Origin of the sequence: Fibrobacter sp. UWB7, from assembly GCF_900142945.1 — a bacterium.
Lineage (GTDB): Bacteria > Fibrobacterota > Fibrobacteria > Fibrobacterales > Fibrobacteraceae > Fibrobacter.
On record NZ_FRCO01000007.1, the window covers coordinates 108,696 to 129,968 of the forward strand.

General features: G+C 49.4%; 20 protein-coding genes. 15 read left to right on the top strand and 5 right to left on the bottom strand.

Going from position 1 to position 21,273, the window contains the following annotated elements:
* Position 1: 1 nt before the first annotated feature.
* The 7 genes from BUC30_RS14455 to BUC30_RS14485 are packed head-to-tail and all read left to right on the top strand — an operon-like array spanning position 2 to position 7,423.
* The gene (locus tag BUC30_RS14455) at positions 2-1,123 is read left to right on the top strand and encodes a complex I subunit 1/NuoH family protein (protein WP_083555955.1); all 1,122 of its coding nucleotides are present in this window, start codon (positions 2-4) and stop codon (positions 1,121-1,123) included.
* A 26-nt stretch (positions 1,124-1,149) separates the two neighbouring features.
* Entirely contained in the window at positions 1,150-1,623 is a 474-nt protein-coding gene (locus BUC30_RS14460) for a NuoI/complex I 23 kDa subunit family protein (protein ID WP_073442975.1), read from the top strand.
* Positions 1,623-2,195 carry an NADH-quinone oxidoreductase subunit J family protein gene (locus BUC30_RS14465; protein ID WP_073442977.1) on the top strand — a complete coding sequence of 191 codons (573 nt, stop codon included), beginning with the start codon at positions 1,623-1,625 and terminating at the stop codon, positions 2,193-2,195. The genes BUC30_RS14460 and BUC30_RS14465 overlap by 1 nt, the downstream gene beginning before the upstream one ends.
* Positions 2,192-2,497: an NADH-quinone oxidoreductase subunit NuoK gene (nuoK, locus tag BUC30_RS14470; RefSeq protein WP_014546971.1), complete on the top strand. Its 306-nt coding sequence runs from the start codon at positions 2,192-2,194 to the stop codon at positions 2,495-2,497. The genes BUC30_RS14465 and nuoK overlap by 4 nt, the downstream gene beginning before the upstream one ends.
* Positions 2,490-4,445 (top strand): NADH-quinone oxidoreductase subunit L, encoded by a 1,956-nt coding sequence (nuoL, locus tag BUC30_RS14475; protein WP_073442979.1) that lies wholly within the window; start codon positions 2,490-2,492, stop codon positions 4,443-4,445. The genes nuoK and nuoL overlap by 8 nt, the downstream gene beginning before the upstream one ends.
* A 9-nt stretch (positions 4,446-4,454) precedes the next feature.
* The gene (locus BUC30_RS14480) at positions 4,455-5,969 is read left to right on the top strand and encodes a complex I subunit 4 family protein (protein ID WP_073442981.1); all 1,515 of its coding nucleotides are present in this window, start codon (positions 4,455-4,457) and stop codon (positions 5,967-5,969) included.
* Between the two features lie 11 nt (positions 5,970-5,980).
* On the top strand, positions 5,981-7,423 hold the full coding sequence (locus BUC30_RS14485; RefSeq protein WP_073442983.1) for an NADH-quinone oxidoreductase subunit N: 1,443 nt from the start codon (positions 5,981-5,983) through the stop codon (positions 7,421-7,423).
* 118 nt (positions 7,424-7,541) lie between these two features.
* Here the strand turns inward: BUC30_RS14485 and BUC30_RS14490 are convergent, their stop codons facing one another.
* Positions 7,542-7,745 (bottom strand): type II toxin-antitoxin system Phd/YefM family antitoxin, encoded by a 204-nt coding sequence (locus tag BUC30_RS14490; RefSeq protein ID WP_244536671.1) that lies wholly within the window; start codon positions 7,743-7,745, stop codon positions 7,542-7,544.
* Between the two features lie 226 nt (positions 7,746-7,971).
* Here BUC30_RS14490 and xseA point away from each other — a divergent pair, with 226 nt between their 5' ends.
* Entirely contained in the window at positions 7,972-9,270 is a 1,299-nt protein-coding gene (xseA, locus tag BUC30_RS14495) for an exodeoxyribonuclease VII large subunit (protein ID WP_073442987.1), read from the top strand.
* Between the two features lie 59 nt (positions 9,271-9,329).
* Here xseA and BUC30_RS14500 read toward each other — a convergent pair whose 3' ends face one another.
* Positions 9,330-9,746 (bottom strand): type I restriction enzyme HsdR N-terminal domain-containing protein, encoded by a 417-nt coding sequence (locus BUC30_RS14500; RefSeq protein WP_073442989.1) that lies wholly within the window; start codon positions 9,744-9,746, stop codon positions 9,330-9,332.
* 146 nt (positions 9,747-9,892) lie between these two features.
* Here BUC30_RS14500 and BUC30_RS14505 point away from each other — a divergent pair, with 146 nt between their 5' ends.
* Together BUC30_RS14505 and BUC30_RS14510 are read left to right on the top strand one after the other, a co-directional pair.
* Entirely contained in the window at positions 9,893-11,305 is a 1,413-nt protein-coding gene (locus tag BUC30_RS14505; RefSeq protein ID WP_073442991.1) for a GGDEF domain-containing protein, read from the top strand.
* The gene (locus BUC30_RS14510; protein ID WP_073442993.1) at positions 11,305-12,720 is read left to right on the top strand and encodes a sensor domain-containing diguanylate cyclase; all 1,416 of its coding nucleotides are present in this window, start codon (positions 11,305-11,307) and stop codon (positions 12,718-12,720) included. The genes BUC30_RS14505 and BUC30_RS14510 overlap by 1 nt, the downstream gene beginning before the upstream one ends.
* A gap of 3 nt (positions 12,721-12,723) precedes the next feature.
* Here the strand turns inward: BUC30_RS14510 and BUC30_RS14515 are convergent, their stop codons facing one another.
* Entirely contained in the window at positions 12,724-14,259 is a 1,536-nt protein-coding gene (locus BUC30_RS14515) for a hypothetical protein (RefSeq protein WP_073442995.1), read from the bottom strand.
* A gap of 1 nt (position 14,260) precedes the next feature.
* Positions 14,261-14,932: a hypothetical protein gene (locus BUC30_RS14520; RefSeq protein WP_139260860.1), complete on the bottom strand. Its 672-nt coding sequence runs from the start codon at positions 14,930-14,932 to the stop codon at positions 14,261-14,263.
* A 350-nt stretch (positions 14,933-15,282) separates the two neighbouring features.
* Here BUC30_RS14520 and BUC30_RS14525 point away from each other — a divergent pair, with 350 nt between their 5' ends.
* Positions 15,283-16,584: a pyridoxal phosphate-dependent aminotransferase gene (locus BUC30_RS14525; protein ID WP_073442999.1), complete on the top strand. Its 1,302-nt coding sequence runs from the start codon at positions 15,283-15,285 to the stop codon at positions 16,582-16,584.
* 239 nt (positions 16,585-16,823) lie between these two features.
* On the top strand, positions 16,824-17,807 hold the full coding sequence (locus tag BUC30_RS14530; RefSeq protein ID WP_244536672.1) for a polyamine ABC transporter substrate-binding protein: 984 nt from the start codon (positions 16,824-16,826) through the stop codon (positions 17,805-17,807).
* 71 nt (positions 17,808-17,878) lie between these two features.
* Here BUC30_RS14530 and BUC30_RS14535 read toward each other — a convergent pair whose 3' ends face one another.
* Positions 17,879-18,685: an exodeoxyribonuclease III gene (locus BUC30_RS14535; protein WP_073443015.1), complete on the bottom strand. Its 807-nt coding sequence runs from the start codon at positions 18,683-18,685 to the stop codon at positions 17,879-17,881.
* Between the two features lie 193 nt (positions 18,686-18,878).
* Here BUC30_RS14535 and BUC30_RS14540 point away from each other — a divergent pair, with 193 nt between their 5' ends.
* The 3 genes from BUC30_RS14540 to BUC30_RS14550 all read left to right on the top strand — a co-directional run bounded on the left by BUC30_RS14540 (position 18,879) and on the right by BUC30_RS14550 (position 21,261).
* The gene (locus tag BUC30_RS14540; RefSeq protein WP_073443004.1) at positions 18,879-19,463 is read left to right on the top strand and encodes a hypothetical protein; all 585 of its coding nucleotides are present in this window, start codon (positions 18,879-18,881) and stop codon (positions 19,461-19,463) included.
* A gap of 101 nt (positions 19,464-19,564) precedes the next feature.
* Positions 19,565-20,452, top strand: a complete 888-nt coding sequence (locus BUC30_RS14545) for an MBL fold metallo-hydrolase (protein ID WP_073443017.1) — start codon at positions 19,565-19,567, stop codon at positions 20,450-20,452.
* A gap of 56 nt (positions 20,453-20,508) precedes the next feature.
* Entirely contained in the window at positions 20,509-21,261 is a 753-nt protein-coding gene (locus BUC30_RS14550) for a tRNA (guanine(46)-N(7))-methyltransferase TrmB (protein ID WP_015732262.1), read from the top strand.
* The last annotated feature ends 12 nt before the right edge of the window (positions 21,262-21,273 follow it).

The window sequence follows — 21,273 nt, forward strand, 5'->3', positions numbered from 1 at the left end:
TATGTTTGTACCTTCAGTAACACATCCTATTGGCGACTTTGTCCGTGAATGGGTTCCGCGCTTGGCAGAATATCTGCCCGCAAACATCCAGTCCGAAAACCTCAACAGCGTCGTCGCCTTCCTCATCAACGCTGTGATTTGCATTATCGCCGTCTGCGTGGTGAACATCGGCTCTGCCCCGATTCTCATTTACATGGAACGCAAGGTTTGCGCTCACGTGCAATGCCGTTTGGGACCGATGCGTCTTGGTTGGCACGGCACCCTCCAGACCATAGCAGACGTGATCAAGATGCTCTTCAAGGAAGTGTACGCTCCGAGTGGCGCAGACAAGCTCATGTTCTACTTGGCTCCGCTAATCGTCTTGATTGCACCGTTTATCGTCTGCGCCTTGATTCCGTTCGACAAGAATCTCGTCGTGGCCGACGTCTCGATGGGCATCCCGCTCATCATCGCAGTGAACGGCTTTGGCGTGCTCGGCATCTTGCTTGGCGGCTGGAGCAGTAACAACAAGTATTCCTTGCTCGGTGCGCTCCGCAGTGGCGCCCAGATGATCAGCTACGAAATCTCGTTTGCGATGATTCTCCTGTTCGTCGTCATGATTTCTGGTTCCACGAACCTCATGAGCATTACGATGGGCCAGGAAGGAACCATTTTTGACTGGTGGATTTTCAAAATCCCGGTCCTCGGTTTCATAGCATTCATCCTCTTCTTTATTTCTAGTACCGCCGAAATGAACCGCGCTCCGTTCGACATTGCCGAAGCAGAACAAGAACTTACGGGCGGTTACCACACGGAATACAATGGCACCCCGTTTGCCATGTTCTACCTTGCCGAATACATCGCCCTCATCACGAACTCCGCACTTGCAACCACATGCTTCCTCGGTGGATTCTTCCCGCCGTGCATCGGCATCGCTGCTGTGGACAACGTCTTGAACATGGTACCTGGCGTCGTATGGTTCTTCGCCAAGATTTACTTTATGGTCTGGTGCTACATGATGGTCCGCTGGACGTTTGTGCGCCCGCGCGTGGACCAGCTCATGGACTTTGAATGGAAATTCCTTTTGCCCGTCAACCTTGTTTTGCTGGTAGCAGGAGCAGCGTTCATTGCAATCGGTCTCTAATGACTATTGACCAATGACTATTGACTATGAATAAGCAGATTTCAACATTACAATATATCAAGCGCTACCTGAAGCGTTGCATTACGGGTCCGTGGAGCCTTATTTGCGGATTGTCCGTGACGCTCAAGTATTTTTTCAATCCTAAGCGCATCGTTACGGAACAGTACCCCGAAAACCGCAAGACGCTCAAAATGCACGACCGCTACCGCGGCCGCCTCGAGATGATCGAAGATGCAGACGGCAACAACCACTGCACTGCTTGCGGCATGTGCGAACGTGCCTGCCCGAACGCCTCCATCAACGTGCTTGCCACAAAGAACATTGCAGGCAAGAAGGTTCTCGGACGTTACGTGTACCACTTCGCCAGCTGCACCCAGTGTGGCCTCTGCGTGGAAGCCTGCCCGTTTGGAGCCATCCGCATGAGTCCCGCATTCGAAGTTGCGACAACTGACCCGAACGATCTTGAAATGATTTTAAATAAGAAGGAGGGGCAAGGTTAATGTTCCCGGATTTGCCTTTATCATTCCCGATGGGAGGCATGGACATTGCGTTCTATGTCGTCGCACTCGTGATTTTAATGACGGCAGTTTGTTGCGTTGCCGTGAAAAACATCCTGCAAAGCGCCGTGTTCCTTATCTTTAGCTTTGTCACGACCGCCATTCTCTACATGCTTATGCACGCAGAATTCATTGCGCTTGCCCAGGTGATGGTTTACGTGGGCGGTGTCGTGATTTTCGTGGTGTTTACGATTCTTCTTACGAGCCATTTGGGCGAAGACGCCTTCTCGACAAAGATGCCGCGAATTTTTACCGCATTTGCGCTTTCCATCGCGTTTGTATTCGTGATGGTCAAATGCGTGCTGCCGACTCCGGACTTGGCAAGCGGCATCGTGAACTCCCCCGCCGACTATTCTTCACTCCAGAACTTCGCCTTGCGCTTACTCGGTAACGATCCGAACGGATTCATCATCCCGTTTGAAATCGTGAGCGTGCTCCTCTTGATGACGCTCATTTGCGCTATCACGGTCGCCCGCCGCACCAAGGAAGATGCCGAAGAGGAGGCTTCCAAATGAATCTTTTGAATTGCTTGATTCTCGCATTTTTGCTGTTCGGGATTGGCGTTTGGGGCCTGATGCGCCGCCGCCATCTCATTGGCATGCTCATTTCCATTGAGCTCATGCTGAATGCCGCAAACATCAACTTTATCAGTTTCGCCTACTTCACCGCACACGATGCGACTGCAGGCGCTCTGTTCAGTATCTTTGTCATTGCCGTGACGGCTTGCGAAATGGCCATCGCCCTTGCGATTATCGTGACCATGTACCGCCGCCATAAGAGTCTTGACGTTGACCAGTTGAGGGACCTCCATGATTGATGATATCACTCTCGGCTATTTGATCCTTCTGTTCCCGCTCATCACGTTCGTCGTGAACGGGCTTTTCCTCGGAAACAAGTGCGCAAAAGCCGCAGCGATTCTCGCTGTCATTTGCAACGGCCTTGCCTTTGCCGCCGCAGGCACACTCGCCTTCCACTACTTCAGCTCGGACTTTGCACCGCAAAAGGCAATTCTGTTCGACCATACGTTTATCCCGTTCGTCGGGAATTTGGTCGCAAGAATCGGTATGCTCGTAGATCCGCTCTCCGTGATGATGCTCGTGGTTGTCACGTTCATCAGCTTCATGGTGAATATCTACAGCATCGGCTACATGCGCGAAGACCGCGCCGCCGGGCGTTTCTTTGCACTGCTCTCGCTGTTCAGCTTTAGCATGCTCGGACTCGTCATCGCTACAAACCTTTTCCAGATGTTCATCTTCTGGGAACTCGTCGGCGTTTCGAGTTACTTGCTCATCGGTTTCTGGTACCACAAGCCAAGTGCCGTAAGCGCATCCAAGCAGGCGTTCATCCTCACCCGCTTTGCCGATAGCTTCTTCTTGCTCGGCATTGTGCTTGTGAGCTACGTCGTCGGAAGTTTCGACTTTTCGACGCTCAATTCGCTCAGCCTCATCGATTTCCAGAAGCAATTCATCAACCTCGGCCTTGTGACAATTCCAAAGTCCGAAGCACTCGTTCTCGGTTCCATATTGATTTTCACCGGTGGCTGGGGCAAGTCCGCCATGTTCCCGATGCATATCTGGCTCCCGAACGCGATGGAAGGTCCGACACCCGTCAGCTCTATCATTCACAGTGCAACGATGGTCGTCGCAGGCGTTTACCTTGTCGCTCGACTCTTCCCGTTCTTTGCCATTTGCGATAACGCCCTCACACTCATCATGTGGGTTGGTGCATTCACGATGGTCTTTGCAGCCGTCATCGCTTGCACGCAAAAGGACATCAAGCGCATCCTCGCCTACTCCACGCTTTCGCAGCTCGGTTACATGATGTTTGCACTTGGCGCTTGCAAGATTGGTCAGGTTGTCGCCGTTACCGGTTGGACAGCCTCTACGTTCCACATTTTCACGCACGCTTTCTTCAAGTGCAGCTTGTTCCTCATCGCCGGTAGCCTTATTCATCAGGTCGGTACAAACGATCTCGATGCCATGGGCGGTCTCGGCAAGAAGATGAAGCTCACTTACGCTTGCACGCTTATTTCGATTCTCGCTATTTCGGGCATTCCGCCGTTCTCCGGATTCTTCTCCAAGGACGAAATCATTCTTGCCGCATTCCAGGGGCATCATTACGTCGTCTTTGGGCTTGCACTCCTCACGAGCGGACTTACGACATTCTACATGTTCCGTCTGTTCTTCCTTGCATTCCATGGCGCACCGCGTCACGAAGGCGTCAAGGCTGGCCATGTGCACGAAGATTTCGCAATGACCCTCCCGATAGCCATCCTTGCAATTCCCGCACTTTTGAGTGGCATCCTCGGCAAGGGACTTTTCGAGAAGTTCTTTGAGCCGGGTGCGTTGCATGTTCCGCAGTTGGTGAGATTCGATCATGCCGAATGGATTCCGTTTGTAGCTGTGGGCATTGCCGTTATCGCACTTGTAATTGCTTGGTTGCTTTATGCAAGCCCGTGGGCAAAAGTCCAACGCGCTCTCGACGAAACGAACCGCAGCGGCATTTATAAAGTCATTTACCACAAGTTCTACTTTGATGAAATGTACTACGCCGTTGTCCGCCAGTTCATCTTTGGTGGCATCGCCCGCGTTGCCCGCGCATTCAACGATTACGTGATTGAAGGACTCCTCGCCTTTACGGTCTGGTTTGTCCACAAGCTCGGTGACTTGGTCCGTTTTGCCCAGGCCGGCTACCTGCCGTTCTACTTGGGTACTTTGATTGTTGGCGTTCTCCTTTGGCGATTCTTCGGCCAGCTTCCCCTGTAAGGCGCACCCATGAATACAATACTTTTTAACTCCATTTGGGTCCTCCCCCTCTTAACGGTTCTCGCCTGCGTACTGATTCCCGCCACGTACGAAAAGACGCTCCGAACCATCCACGTCACGTCGGCAACGATTGTCCTTGCAATTGTCTGCTACTTGACTTACGCCATCTACGCCCTCTCGGGAACTCCGACAGATCCGGCTGCCGCACCGCTTGCGCTCCGATTCTTCACGGACATCCCGTGGCTCTCGATGTTCAACGCCCACTATATTGTTGGCGCAGACGGTCTCAACATGCTGTTGCTTGCACTCACGGCGTTTATCGTCTGGGCAGGCGTGCTTGTAAGCCTGAAGATCAAAGGGAATCAGAAGATTTTCTTTGCGCTTATCCAGCTCTTGGCAACAAGCGTTTACGGCGTGTACATGAGCTTTGACTTGGTGCTCTTCTTCGTGTTCTACGAAATGGAAGCACTCTGCATGTACTTGATGATTGCCTGCTACGGCAGTGGCAAGCGCGACTACGGTGGTAAAAAGCTCACCTTGACACTTGCGTTTGGCTCTTCGATGATTCTTGCAACGCTCTTCGGGCTTTACTTCGAAAGTGGCGCCACAAGCTGGAATCTCATTGAAATTGCAAAGACGACACTCCCGATGGATTTCCAGATGTGGGCATTCCCGCTCATGTTCATGGGATTTGCCGTTTCGAGTTCGCTCTTCCCGTTCCACTTCTGGAGCCCGGACGGTCACTCCGCCGCACCGACAGCCGTTTCCATGCTCGCTGCCGGCGTGATGATGAAGATGGGTGCCTACGGATGCTTGCGCGTCGCCATGTTCCTCATGCCCGAAGCCGCCAAGATTTGGCTCCCGTACGTTGTAGCACTCCTCATCTTTAACGTGGTTCTCGGCCCGTTCATCGCCATCCGCCACAAGGACCTCAAGTACATCACCGCTTACAGCTCCATCAGCCACTTGGGCCTCATCTTCCTCGGACTTGCAGCCCTCACGCCAATTGGACTTCGCGGCGCTAGCCTCCAGATGATTTCTCACGGATTCTTGACAGGCCTCTTCTTCGCGACCATCGGCATGATTTACGAACGCACCCACACCCGCGACATCACGGAAATGGGCGGTATCATGCGCAAGATGCCGTTCCTCGGCGTTGGCTTTGTGCTTGCCGGTTTCGCAGGGCTTGGCCTCCCGGGCTTTAGCGGATTCATCGCCGAAAGCACCATCTTCATTGGCGCATTCCAGCAAGATTCCACGCTCACGCGCATCGTGACGATTCTCGCCATTCTCTCCATCACGACGACCGCCGTCTACATTTTGCAAACGGCAAACCGTATGCTTCACGGCCCGCTCCCGCAAAAGTACGAAGGCCTCACCGATGGATGCTTCCGCGAAAAGTTGGTCATCGTCGTTCTCGTTGCCTGCTTGTTGTTCATCGGTATTTGCCCCGGCTGGATTTCGGAACTTCTGGACCAGAGCATAGCTCCGATTTTTGAAAAGATTTCATCGGCAGGTTTATAGTAGGTTTAATTATGACAAATTTTGCAATTCCAAACTTCATTCTACCTGACGTTTTGCTGCTGATTTTCCCGTTCGTCGTGATTGGGATACGCCTTTTCGTGACTACACAATCCAAGGTTCCTTGGCGCATGGCAAACATCGGCTTTATCGCCATTTTCTTCTTGCTGAACTTCATTCCGCTCGCGAGCGGCAATGGTAAGTTCTTTATCTGCAACTGGAAAGTGGACGACTTTGGCGTGCTCATGCGCGAAGTGCTCATGGTGAGCGCACTGCTTGGCATGAGGCTTTCCAAAGATTACTTCGAACACGGCGCCGACAAGAAACCGCCCATGCACCAGATTGCCGAATTCATCGGCGCCATCGCTTTTGCGACGTTCGGCGGATTCACGGTCGTGAGTGCCTGCGACTTGCTCACGTTCTTCCTCGGCCTTGAAATTGCGACCATCCCGATGTACGCACTCGCCGCCTGGAACAAACGCGACCAGTACGGTTCCGAAGCCGCCACCAAGTACATCTTGATGGGCTCTGTCGCCACAGCATTTGAACTGTTCGGCTTCAGCTACCTCTACGGTTTCTCCGGAAGCCTCCACTTCAACGAGATTCAGGCCGCCGTCGCAAGCGGTTCTAGCCCGCTCTTGTGGATTGCCGTGCTGTTCCTCTTCTGCGGAATCGGATTCAAGCTCACGCTGTTCCCGTTCTACACCTGGGCTCCGGACGTTTACGAAGGCGCTCCGACGCCGGTAACCGCCGTGCTTTCTGTGACCTCGAAGGCAACCGCCATTGCGTTCCTCGTCGTGCTCGTCTATGGCCCGCTCTCCCCGATCCAAGACAAGATGGCTCCGCTCATTGCACTCCTCGCAGGCGTCACGCTCTTTGTCGGTAACCTCGGTGCTTTAAAGCAGAGCCGCCTCCGCCGTTTCATGGCTTACAGCTCTATCGCTCAGGCTGGCTACATCATGGTCGCCTTGCTCGGCCCAGCAACAACAGCAAAGACAGCAATCATCTATTACCTCTTTGTCTACGCCGTTTCGAACTACCTCGCATTCTTTGTATTCGGCATCATCGGACATCACCGCGAAGAAACATTCCAGTCGCTCCGCGGACTTTCAAAGCAAAACCCGAGCCTCGCCATCGCCCTTGCGATTTCGATGTTCAGCTTGGCAGGCATCCCGCCTCTCGCCGGCTTCTTTGGCAAGTTCCACCTGTTCTTCAGCGGAGCTTCGACAGGCCATTACACGCTCGTGGCGTTCGCCGTTTTGAACAACGTCATTGCGCTCTTCTACTACTTGCAGCTCATCAAGGCAGCCTGGGTCGATGAACCTGACGGACATTTGAACCCGCTCCGCCTCACCAAGCGCCAGCGCGAAGTCATCATTTTGCTGAGCATCGCGGTAATCCTCCTCGGCTTTGTACCGTTCCTGAGCAACAACATCTTTGCCGGGTTTATGAATTAAGCAAGCTGAAAAGCATGAATACTCCTAACGGAGAATGACAAAAAATTTTTGCCCCCGATTTGGTCGGGGGCGTTTTTTCGTTAAGATGTTTTTTTAGCCTTCAGAAAATAAATACAAACTAAAGTTCGTTCCAGATGTCGTTCGGGAGTTTTCCGATATCGCGAAAGTCGAGTTTGCCGTTTGTCGCAGAATTCATGCTCACAAGGCGCGCCAAAGGCTTACCAGCGCGTTCAATGACGATTTCTTCGTCCTTGATGGCGACCTGGTTCAAGAGCGTCCCAAAATTCTGACGCATATCCATTGCAGAAACTACTTTCGACACGGCGAGTCCTTTTCCCTCTACGTCATCCTCCGCCAGGAGGATCCATAATTTTTCATACAGAATTTAATTATTATTATAATTAACGTCAAAATGTTTGAAAGGAAATTCCCGCTCGGAGGCGGGCATGACAGCTAAAGGCGCCCCCGTCCCCTTTCGCGGATCATGACCACGTAAGCGCTGAAGCGCAAGTGGTCAAAGAGCACAGAGGCCGGGGTGACATCAAAAAATGGATCAAGAAGTTCGTACATATTCGGTCACGCAGTACATGCGTTCGCTCAAGAACACCGTAGAAGCTACGCCTGCGGTGTGGGTGCATGGAGTCATTTCGCAAATTGCGGAAAAGCCGTCGGGCGTTTACCTGAGCATTGCGGACTTTGCCGATGGCGACGTGAAGCCCAAGGCCACCCTCGCCCTTTACTGCTACACCGCCAAGTACGATGCGATTCTCGCCAAGATTTCAAGCCTTTCGCAACCGTTTACACTCAAGCACGACTTGAAGGTCAACTTTCTCGTGCGTGCAGAATTGTACATCCCGTACGGAAAGTTGCAAGCGCAAATCCTGGACATCGACCCGATTTACACAATTGGCGAACTCGCCCTCACCAAGAGCGCCATCTTGAAGCGCCTTGCCATGGAAGGCTTGCTCGAAAAGAACAAGCAGCTAGAGCTTGCCGACGTGCCGCTCCGCGTGGGCCTCATCACCGGCGAGAACACCGCCGCCTACAAGGACTTCACCACGCGCCTCGAAGCTTCGCCGTTCGCCTTCGAAGTCAAAACCGTTTACGCAAGGATGCAAGGGAACGAAACTGAAGGGAGCATCATCGCAGCCTTGGAACAACTCCAAAGCGACCCCGATTTAGATGTTGTCTGCATTGTACGCGGTGGCGGCGCCAAGACGGACTTGAACTTTTTTGATAGCGAAGCGCTTTGCCGCGCGGTCGCCAACTACCCCATCCCTGTCTTTACGGGAATCGGCCACGAAATCGACCGTTGCCTTTTGGACGAAGTCGCCTACCTCTCGTGCATCACCCCCACAGACTGTGCAAAGCGTCTTGTGGAGCGCGTCACGGACAGCTGGAACCGCATGACCGATGCAATGTCAAGCATTGCCGACGGCGCACGAGACCTCCTCACCGACAACAACAAGCAACTCGGCACAATGGGAAACCAGCTCCAGCAAAAAGTTTTCGGACTCATCCAGAACGAGAAATCGAAGCACGTCCTTATTGCGGCCTCCATCAAGAAGGACACCGCATTTTATATAAAATCCGAGCACGAGCGCCTCGACCGCAACCGCGAAGGCTTAAAGCAAGGCTCACGCAAGATTCTCGACCTCGCGAAATCCGAGTTCGAACTTGTAAACGAGAAGGTCAAAAACGCAGACCCCAAGACGACTCTCGCCAAGGGCTACTCACTCACGCTCGACGCAAATGGCAAATTCATCCGCAAGGCAAGCCAACTCAAAAGCGGCGACACCATCAAGACTCGCCTAGCCGATGGCGACGTTCTGTCCGTGGTACAATAACTAGATCCTTCGACTTCGTGCTGCGCACTCCGCTCAGGATGACAAGCTCCGCACAGTCCCTAGCCAAACACCGGCAAGCTTTCGATTTTCTTGAAGCGGTGCGTCACGGAATCCAGTTCAAAATAGCGCACGCAATCGCCAAGCGCAAGCATCACGTAATTCGGTGTCAGCACTTGCAAATACTTGTTCAATTGCTGTTGCAACACTGGCCACGTGTATTCGCCCGGAGCCTTGCACTCCACCAAGAGCCAAGGTTTGTCCAGAGGCGCACCCGCCCGAAAATTATGCACCATGATATCCACGCGGTCCGACGTCTTTACATCAATCGACGAAAGCGGAAATTCCACCGCAATCAAGTGCTCCGGCACCTTTACTACATCGACCAAATAGCGCACCGTCGCCTGGCGAACATGTTCTTCGGGCGTTGCAGGGACATCCTTTTTGCGAATCGGGTCAAATAGCGTTTCGTGGGTCATTGGCGTGAATATAAAAAAACGTGAGGAGAATCACCCCATTTCAAGGCGAAATTACAAAAAAAGTTAAACAAGTCAACCCAACTTGCGTGTTTCATATTATCTTTATAATGACTTTTTATTTACAAAAAGCCTACGAAGGAGCAAATATGGATTTACAGGAATATGTCAATCAGTTCGATTCGATGACCTGCATCATGTCCGTCGAAAAAAAGCCGAACGGCTACGGCAAGATGCGTATCGAAGTCGGGAACAAGGCATATATCGATTCCTTCGAAAAAAATAGTGGCAATCTTATCGACATGCCGTTTGGCAAGAGGTTCGTCCCAGGTCAGGAATACACAGCATATATCCCCAAGGACCTGAACTTCGAACATTTTATCTATAGCAGCGCCGTCCTCAAAAAGCCGATGCACGCCTACATTCACCCGGAAAGGTTCGATGTCTGGTTCAATATTTTCAGCCTGCCCCTCGATTTTGAAGACCCGTTCAAGTGCTACTGCACCTACACACAAGAACTGTCGACCGAAATGAACACGGATTCCTTGCAAAGCCTTTCGGCAAAGACAACAGCCGATGTGCTCAAGACTTGCATCAAGCTCCGCAGCACCAAGAACTTCCTCAAGACCATGGACGAGGTGATGGCCGACATCCGTAACATCTGCAAGGCCAATTACTGCTGCATCATGTTGACGGACTTCAAGGCACGCAAATGCTCCTTGCTCAGCGAAAATGCCGCCCCCGAAATCGGCAGGCACACGCTTGCAGACTTTTTGAACGATGAATTTATCGACTACGCCAAGTCCTGGCTAGACATCATCAACGGGAGCACTTGCTTGCTCATCAAGAACGAACAAGACAAGGAAGATATCAAGGCCCGTCACCCGGCTTGGTATAAGTCCTTGCGGTCAGCAAACATTGAAAGGCTTGCGCTGTTCCCGCTCAAGTACAACGATGACATCATCGGATTCATCTGGGCAACCAACTTTGCACTCGAAGAAACGGACCACATCAAGGAAACGCTCGAACTATCGACGTACTTTATCGCATCGGAAATAGCCAACTACCAGCTGCTGCAAAAACTCGAAAAGCTGAGTTCTACGGATCTCTTGACCGAAGTCAAGAACCGCAACGCAATGAACAACCGCATTCTCAAGATATTATCCGGCCGCGAAAGAGTTCCAAACTGCTATGGGATTGTCTTTGCCGACTTGAACAACCTCAAATACGTCAACGACAGCGAAGGCCACGGTGCAGGCGACCAGTTGCTAAAAGACGGTGCAGAAATTCTCAAGTCGACTTTCGAAAATTCAGAGATTTACCGCGCCGGTGGCGACGAGTTCCTGATTATCGACATGGAGAACACCAAAGAAACTCTAAGCCACAAAGTTGAGACGCTCCGAAAGAAATCGGACGACCCGAACAAAATCAGTTTTGCCGTCGGATTCTATTACGAAGAAAATGGTGGCGACATCCGAAAAGCCATGCGTGAAGCCGACGCCAACATGTACAACGATAAAAAAGCTTTTTATGAAAGGCACCCTGAGTGCAGGAACCGTTAATGATGGATTTGCAGAAATTTGTAGATAACTTCCACACGATGACAAGCATCTTGTCGGTCGAAAAGCGCGATGATGACAGAATCGGCACCATCCGCATCGAGGCCGCAAATGACCTGTATATCCGCGCCATGGAAAAGGTCGACAAAGATGGCAATGTCGTCTTTAAGGAAAAGTTTGTCCCCGGCAGTAGCTACGAACGCTACATGAAGAAGGAACTCAACTTCGAAAACTTCTGCTACGAATGTGCCATCAAAAAGAAACCTGTACACGCCTACATCCGCCCCGAGCGCTACACCTTCAGCATCAACCTGTACATGATGCCGCTCGCTATTGACGACCCGAAAAAGGCGTATTGTAGCTACTCCCAGGAAATTACGTTCGAAGAAAATGTCGACGCGATGTCGAACATTTCGGCTAAGACTTCATCCAACGTATTGCGGACTTGTATCAAGTTGCGCAGTACTAAAAACTTGCAAAAGACCATGGACGAAGTCATCGAGGACATCCGCAAAATCTGTGATGCAAGCTATTGCTGCGTGATGCTGACGGACTTCAATGACAACACGTGGTCCGTATTTAGCGATGCCTTAAAACTAGATTCCGGCCTCCATTCCATTCGTGAACTCAAATCCGAAAACTTTGTCGATTATGCAAGGTCCTGGATAAAGACACTGAACGGAAGCAATTGCCTGATGATCAAGAACAAGGACGACCTCGAAGTCATCCATCAGGAAAACCCGACATGGTACAATTCGCTTGTAGCCGCTAACGTCCGTAGCCTTGTCCTATTGCCACTCGAATACAACGGCCTTACTCTAGGCTTTTTCTGGGCCACGAATTTCGACACGTCGAACACGCTCTACATACGTGAAACACTTGAGCTTTCGGCATTCTTTGTCGCCTCGGAAATTGCGAACTACCAGCTTTTGAACCAGCTAGAACTACTCAGCAGCATGGATCTCTTGACGGGCGTCATGAACCGTAATTCCATGAACAATCGCGTGACGCAGTTCTTGAATGGCGAAGTGCAGTACAAGTCGCTCGGTATCATCTTTGCAGACTTGAACGGCCTCAAGCCAGTCAACGATAATAAAGGCCACGACGCTGGCGACAAGCTTTTAAAAGACGCGTCTCAGCTTTTAAAATTCACGTTCGACGGTTGCGAATTCTACCGCGCAGGTGGCGACGAGTTCTTGATTATCGCCCTCGACAAGCCGAAAGAAGAGCTCGAAGCCAAAGTCAAAGCACTCCGCGAAAAATCGATGATTCCAGGCAAGGTCAGTTTTGCAGTCGGGTTCTACTACGATGCAAACGGTGGCGATATCCGCATTGCGATGCACGAAGCCGACGCCCGCATGTACGAAGACAAAAAACGGTACTACGACCGGTTCCCTGCCAACAGAAAGCGGCTGTAAAAATCACCTTTTTTCCAAAGCCTTCTCACAAGCAAGCTGTATAGCCATAGTCACATCCACGGGGCATTCCACAATTTCTACAAAATAAGGTTTTGCAGCCCGTTTTGCGGAATACTGACCTACGAATAAGGGAGTGTCGTAAAAATTTAATTGGGCACAATACCGTATATTACCGCTTTTCGCATTAGATGTCCAGAAAAATGCAAAAGCTTCTATCGCAGATGGAATCGTATCACCTATTGCTTTTGTTTCAAACGCTCCCAATTGATTATTGTCAAAAAGCCATTGACTATTCTTGAATTCTAGCGTATCGGGAATGTGAAAACCATCTGGACACAAAACTTCATCTTCATTCCAGCTCAAAACAGGGTGCATCCGATACCAATACGCTAGTGAGTGCCACGTAGCAGAATCAACAAGGTTCATCAAAAATTCAGCAGATGATAAATCCATCACTCTATCCGCATAAAAACCACCCGGAAAATTGACTGAATCTATTTGGTTCACTACCTCAGAAGAACACAAGCTATCATAAGCAATGCTGTAAGTTTTATTTTCTGCTGCTAAGATTCTACTTTCCTTAAGGCACCAATCCAATGGATTTGCTGAACTCGAACTCATTACCGAACTACTACTAGAACGGGGGCCTATTTTACGCCATGCACGACCATCGCATTTAAAAAGAGAATCCTTGTAATAGCTTCCTTTTATGTTATTAAAAACAACACTATCTCTACGTGTTGAATCACAATAAGGAAAGCCATAGGCTGACCAATAATGTGAATCGCGGAAAAGGATGTCCGTCTGTCCACTGAACAAGGCGTTATCCACCATTTTCACAGTATCCAAAGCAGATACTTTTTTGTTTTTAGTCAAGACTCGATCAAAGTCCTTGGCTATCGCTTCAACATTATCAGGAAAATCAGGATCAGATAAATAATAGCCTCCATACAAATAAGGATATTCCTTTATCCAAGCTAGGTGTTTCTCTTGACTTTCGATATCAAGTGCACTGCTAAACGAAAAGAATTCTAGCAAGTCACGATTAGCAATTCGAATCGCTGTGTACAACGGAAATTTTTCCTTTTTCACAAGCGATTCTATCCTGTATTTTCGCAAGGATTGGATTAAATAAAATGTCGGATACATTTCCCACGCAATATCGACATAATCCTCAAACGTTGCAGAATCGCCATTAGGCAAAACGCAGGTATAAGAAACTTTTAAATACGAAGACTCGTAGTTTTGTTCTGCAACTTCAAACGACAAACCATCCTTTTTATACCATTGGCGAAATCCACCTATAGCGCGAGATTCCACAGAGCGAATCTTTTTCAGGGAATCATCAAGAACATCGACAGAAGCAGCAACCAAAACCATGGAAGAATCCAAATCTACACCTATGCGCAATTCTCGATTTTCCAAAGAATAAGGATCATTATTCGAAGGCACAACATATACAGTATCAACACTATCGCAGCCCACCAAAGATAAGACCATCACAAGCAACAGAACAAACGAGCAAAGCAATTTCATCATATCAACCCCACACAGAATAATCTGTAACTCGATGACATTTTGTGGAAGTGCAGTCAATGTAGCCGTCTTTAATGTTCCAGTTTATCTTGATATCTTCACCATTGATGACCAAGTTAAAACTCAGTTTTTTATAGACCGTGCAATCACCATCCGTCGAATATTCGAAATCGCCGCCATCTGTAATGGAATATTGACTTTTATCAAAAGCACGGACAAAACGATAGTCACGATCATGCACCACAATGCGACTCGTATTTTTGCAAGTAAAATTATCACACCCGTGAAGTTCTATGATAAGGTGAGATACTGTATCGGCCATAACAAAATTATAATCACAATCATTGTCAGGGGTACAAGCAAATAAATTAAAACGAAGAACAATTCCTTTAACACCTTTGTGGTCAGAGCTGTTATTATACCAATACATATCATACACAAATTTATTGTCATCATAGCCTTTCGAGGGTTTCGTTTTTTCGACCTCGGACGTCGACCACTTATTCTTGGCGGCATACTCATTTTTTAAGGAATCCATGAGTGCAATGGATGTTTCAGAAAAAGTATAGGCAACCAAATCTTCTTTTTCTTCATGATCACCGCAATAAAAGCAACCATTCAAAAGAAGCGTTGCCCAAAGCAAAACAAAAAATGTAAAACGCATTTTCTCTTTCATACATGCTAATATACAAATTTACAACAAATTTTTCTCTTGACATTCGTAAGCCCCAGAACTATATTTTGGCACATGAATATCTTTGGACAGAACACCATCGCAGCGAAAGCGATTGCAGCAAGCCCGGCAGCAGCCCGAGCTATTATGGGGCTGTCCAAAGAAACTGAGATCTGAAAAGCATCGCGCTAAAATCCAGACAAAACGTTTCAAGGGCAGTCCCACAAAAGGCTGCTTTTTTTATTTACCCCCTTTTTAACCACTAACCACAAGGAACAACGGAAATTCTTGAACAATTTTATGCTATAATTACAGCGCAAAAAGAATTTTCGAAACCGCTATAGGAGTCCAAAATGCGTAGAAGATTGTTGAGCGAAGGTGCTAAGGAACTTTCTTACGAAATCCGCGAGATCGTGAAGAAGGCAAACCAGCTCAAGGCACTCGGCTTGCCAATCCATTGGGAAAACATCGGCGACCCGATTGAAAAGAAATGCCAGGTTCCCGACTGGATCAAGGACATTGTTGTGGACCTCGTCCGCACAAACCGCAGCTACGGCTACTGCCCCTCCAAGGGCATGCTCGAGACCCGCGAATTCCTGGTGAAGGAGAACAACAAGCTCGGCGGTGCACAGATCAACGTCGATGATATCGTTTTCTTCAATGGTCTCGGCGATGCAATTGCCACCATTTATAGCCTTTTGTCGATGAACACCCGTATCATCGGACCGGCCCCGGCCTACTCTACGCATAGCTCTGCCGAAGCCGCCCATGCTCACACGGCACCGATTACCTACCGTCTGCAGCCGGAACACCACTGGTACCCGGACCTCGAAGAACTCGAGAACAAGGTGAAGTACAACCCGAGCATCGCGGGCATCTTGATTTTGAACCCGGACAATCCGACCGGCATGGTCTACCCGCTCGAAATCCTCCAGAAGATTGTCGATATCGCCAAGCGCTACGGCCTCTTCATCATCTGCGACGAAATCTACAACAAGATTACGTACAACGGAGCTCACGCCTACGCACTCGCCGAATACATCGGTGACGTTCCGGGCATTGCGCTCAAGGGCATTTCCAAGGAATACCCGTGGCCGGGCGCTCGTTGCGGCTGGGCTGAATACTACAACCGCGACAAGGACGAACAGTTCGACGCCTTCTGCCGCGCTATCGACAACGCCAAGATGGTGGAAGTCTGCTCCACAACGCTCCCGCAGATGACAATTCCGCGCGTTCTCGGCGACAAACGTTTCATGGAACACCGCAAGGCATTGAACGAAAAGATTGGCCGCCGCAGTGCGATCATTAACGAAATCCTCTCCGACATTCCGGAGCTCTATTTCAACCCAACTTACGGTGCATTCTACAACACCATCATCTTCCGCGAAGGTACGCTCAACAATCACCAGACGCTGAAGATCGACAATCCGATTATCAAGAAGAAAGTCGAAGAATGGTGCAGCAAGACGACGAATCTCGACTACCGCTTCGTGTACTATCTCCTGGGCGCAAAGGGCATCTGCGTTGTGCCGAGCACGAGCTTCTGCACGGACCTCAAGGGCTTCCGCGTGACGCTTTTGGAAGAAGACGAAGACGAACTCCGCAGCGTGTTCACCACGATTCACGACGCCATCATCGAATACCTGCATAGTTAGTTGTTGGTCATTAGTCAATAGTCGTTGGTCAATAGTTATTAGTGACTGAAGTCCTGACACACAAAGTGTCAGGATTTTTGTTATAAATTCAAAAACAACGCTCTCATGCAATAAGATTTTTTTATGTTTATCGTATCATTACTAGGCATTGAGAGAACAACTTGAAAAAGACAATCTTCATTATTGCACTTTTCGTGGCAATTGCGATAACCGCCTGCATTCAAAAGCAGGGGGACACAATGTCTACAAAAAATGTCACGGTAATGATTTATAGCGAATATATCGATCCTGCATTGCTTGATGACTTCCGTAACAAGACCGGCTACAATGTGGAGCTGGAGCTTTACGAAGCTCAAGAAGAAATGATCGCAAAGCTTATAACGGCGGATTCCGGCAAATACGATGTCATCATTGCATCGGATGTAGTCATCCAGCAGATGGTGCACCTTGGGCTAATTTCTTCCATTGACACCAACAAAATTCCAAACCACGTGAACGTGGCACCGCAGTTTTTAGGCCAAGCCTACGACCCGACAAACACCTACAGTCTCCCCTATCTTTGGGGCACTACAGGCATTCTCTACCGCGGAGGCAAATTCCACCCCGATAGCGTAAGCTACTCCTTGCTTTTTGACGCAAATAACACCAAAGGTAATTTCAGCCTTTTAAACGAAAGCCGCTCCATGCTCAGCATGGCGCTCCAGGCAGTCGGCTATAACGCCAACAGCATCAAGCAAGAAGAGCTCAATAAGGCCGTGGACTACATTTTGCAGGCGAAAAAAGACAAGCACTTCGCAGGCTTTGACGGTTCCGACATCGGAAAGGACAAAGTAATTGCCGATAGCAACTGGGCAGCCATCGTCTTCAGCGGAGAAGCCATGGATGCCATTGACACTGATTCTACGCTGCATTACGCCATTCCGACAGAAGGCAGCTTTATGTGGGTTGATGCCATGACGCTCAGCAGTCGAGCGAAAAATCCCGAGGGCGCATACGCCTTTATGAACTACATCCTCGATGCTAAAATCGGAGCCCAGCTCGCCAAGGCGATCAACTACGCCACGCCCAACAAGGCAAGCCTCGAAATCATGGATGACGACTTTAAGAACAACCGCGTTATCAATCCGAACAAGCAAGAAATAAACCGCATGGTATTCCTCACGGACTTGGGCGAAGCGGAAAAATACTTCGACGAAGCATGGATGATCGTCAAGACAAAATAAGCAAAAAGCCTCGCTCTTCACAGATGGCGAGGCTTTTTAAATTTTGTGTTTAGCTTTAAATATTTATCGACTTAAATGTCTTCCGACTTCTTGATGGGAATCGGGAGGAACGGCGGTTCGAGTTCCAAGCAAATCGGGCAATGGTCCGAACCCTTGACATCACTTAAGATTTCGGAGCTCACCACATTCGGCATGAGGGCGGCATCAACAAAGCCGTAGTCCAAACGCCAACCGACATTGCGTTCGCGTGCGCCAAAGCGGTTCGACCACCAGGAATAAGAGTCACGGGTATCCGGATGCAACGTGCGGAACGTATCGACAAAGCCGTTTTCGACGTACTTGTCCATCCAGGCGCGTTCAATCGGCAAGAAGCCGCTCACGTTCTCGTTTTCCTTGGGGCGAGCAATATCGATTTCCTTGTGGCAGGTATTGTAGTCACCAACAGTCACCACATGCTTGCCATCGGCGAGCCACTGCTTGGAATTTTCAAGGAACGCATCGTAGAAGCGAAGCTTGTAGTCCAAGCGGTCATCGCCCTGACCACCATTTGGGAAATAAATGCAGTTGAGCACCCAATCCGGGAACACCAGCTGGAGTACACGACCTTCTTCATCGAATTCTTCGATGTCAAAGCCGTAATTAACCGCATCCGGTTCAATCTTTGAATACACGGCAACACCACTGTAACCCTTCTTGCGCTTGCAAGCGTTCCAGTAGGTATAATAGCCTTCACGGCTTGCCACTTCAGCAACTTGGCTTTTTTCGGCGCGGACTTCCTGAAGGCAAAGCACATCGGGATCGGTCGCAGTGAACCAATCTTCAAAGCCTTTTTTCAGTACGGAACGAATACCGTTGACGTTCCAGCTGTAGATTTTCATTTTGACCCCAATCTCAATTTCAACGCCAAAGATAGAATATTTTTTCAAACTCCAAAGGGTACAAAGGCCTCAACACAAAGAAAAAGTTAACAAATATTTACAACTTTTAAAAATTATGCAGAAAATAACATCTATTTAGTTCATTTTCAAAAAATTTTCCGCAATAGCATATAATAAACTTATATTTGAGGACATGAAGAATAAATTTTTGTTGTCGTCTTGCATCCTTGCAGTTTCATTCTTGGTTGGTTGCGCAGGCTCCTCTGCTCAAAACGGCGAAGACCTCGAAGTTCCGACCGACCTCCCCCCCATTTGCCGCGATATCGACTTTGTCGCTAACCCTGACATGCGTGAAGTTTGCGGCGTGCGCAAGGCAAGCAGACACAACATTGCGTATAAGAACATTCCTCAGCAGCGTTACCTGATCAAGCCGTCCGAAACGTCTATCGTAAAAACGAACGGCAAGCTCGAGCTCCGCTTCCAGAACTCCCTCCCGATCAACCTCGAGGGCCCGATTACGAACGAACTCGAATTCAGCCAGGAAAAGCGCCTCGAACGCGTCAAGAACACTTACGACTACTTCGAAATTACGCCTAAGGGTTCTGAACGCCTCCGCATTTTCAAGATGGGCATCCCGACCGACAGAGGCAACAAGTACGACTTCTGCTTCCGCATCCCCGAAAAGAAGGGTAACGACAGGACTCGTAGCAGGGCTATGGGTGTGAACATCGAAACCATGTCTTGCACGGAATTCGATAGAATCGTTTCGAACCGATAAAAAATAAATCGAACAAGTTTTTTAGCAGCTCTTAAGGGGCTGCTTTTTTTAGTGTCATTTTTTTGATTTCCTTTTTTGCTAAATTATCGGGCGGTAAAAAAGTGAACGAAAACAAGTACATACACAACGCTCTGCGGCAAATCCACGTTGATACGCCATGCTCGCCTATTTCCGGATTTTCGATTTCCGGACTGGCGACATACATCCAAATTCCAGAGCTGGATTTTTGCATTGACATGGGCGAATGCCCTCTCTCGGCGATACCTCTGAACCACGTGTTCCTGACTCATGCGCACGGCGACCACGCGCGCTGCCTGATGCGTCACCACAGTTTGCGCAAGATGATGGGTGTCGAACGCGACAGCGTTTATTACATGCCCGAATGCTTGAGCGAAAATGCAAAGGCATGGATTAAGGCAGAAGCTCTGTTCGAAGGCGTTGGCGAAGCGAAATTCCGCTACCCGGAAATTGAACCCGTTACCGCAGGCGAATTGCAATTTTTGAGATACCGCAAGGACCTCGCGCTCGAAGCGTTCGAAGTCAAGCATTCCATCCCGGCGATGGGCGGCACGCTCTACTTTTACAAGAAAAAACTCAAGGACGAATTCCTCGGGAAAACGCCCGCCGAAATTATCGAACTCCGCAAGAACGGTGTCGAAATCACGCGTGAAGTTTACGATCCGCTCGTGAGCTTTATGGGCGATTGCCTTGGCGAAAGCTTGCTCGACAACAGTCGCGTTTTCCAGTCGAAGGTGCTGATTACGGAATGCACGTTCCTCGACGATGGCGAAGAGGCGATGAGCAAAAAGAAGGGCCACAGCCACTTGAAAGATATCGTGCATGCGCTCAACGAGCTTGATGATGAAATCAAGTGCGAAAAAATCATCTTGAGCCATTTCTCGATGAAGTATTCCGAAAGGCACATTCGCGAAATGCTAGACAAGGCAATCCCGGAGAAGTTTAAGGAAAGGATCATAGCGTTTATTTAACAGCGTCATCCTGAGCGAAGTCGAAGGATCCAGTAAAGTTTAATAGGAACAAGAACATGGCAGAAGAAATCAACAACGAAATTTTAGAAGAAGAAAAGGCTCCGAAGGAAGTCGTGATTCCGGAGTTTTATCGAGACTTGAGTCAGGACCCGCAAATGAAGGCGCTGTGGCATTATGTGTTCCGCACGAATGGCGACCGCAAGCCCATCAAGACGCCGGACGGAAAGCCGCACAAGCTTGACTTCACCTGGAAAGACATGTTCCCGAACGAAAACGGACACATCGAAGTCGAAATCGGAAGTGGCAAGGGCAACTTCATGACGGACTACGCCGAGAAGCATCCGGACTACTTTATCATGGGTAGCGAATGGGACTTCACCTGGGCAGCATTTGCACACGAACGCATGGAAAAGCGCGGTATCGTCGCTCAGGGCAATGCTGCCATGTTGCGCGGTGACGTTTTCTACTTCTTGCGCGACGCCGTGAAGGACAACACTGTCGATGCTTTCCACATGTACTTCCCGGACCCGTGGCCAAAGGAACGCCACCACAAGAACCGTTTGCTCCGCCCCGACTTTCTCGATGAAGTCGCACGTTGCTTAAAACCGGGCAAGCGCATTTTCTACTGGGGTACCGACCACAAGGAATACAACGAAATCGCTCTTGAAACATTCGATGCCTATCCGACTTGCAAGGTGCTCGTCCGCAATACGGCTGAGCCCACCGAAGGCATCACGACCGGTTTCGAACGCAAGTACCGCAAAGAAGGCAGACCTATTTACAGAAGTATTATAGAGTTTGAAAAATAGGAATTAGTCAAT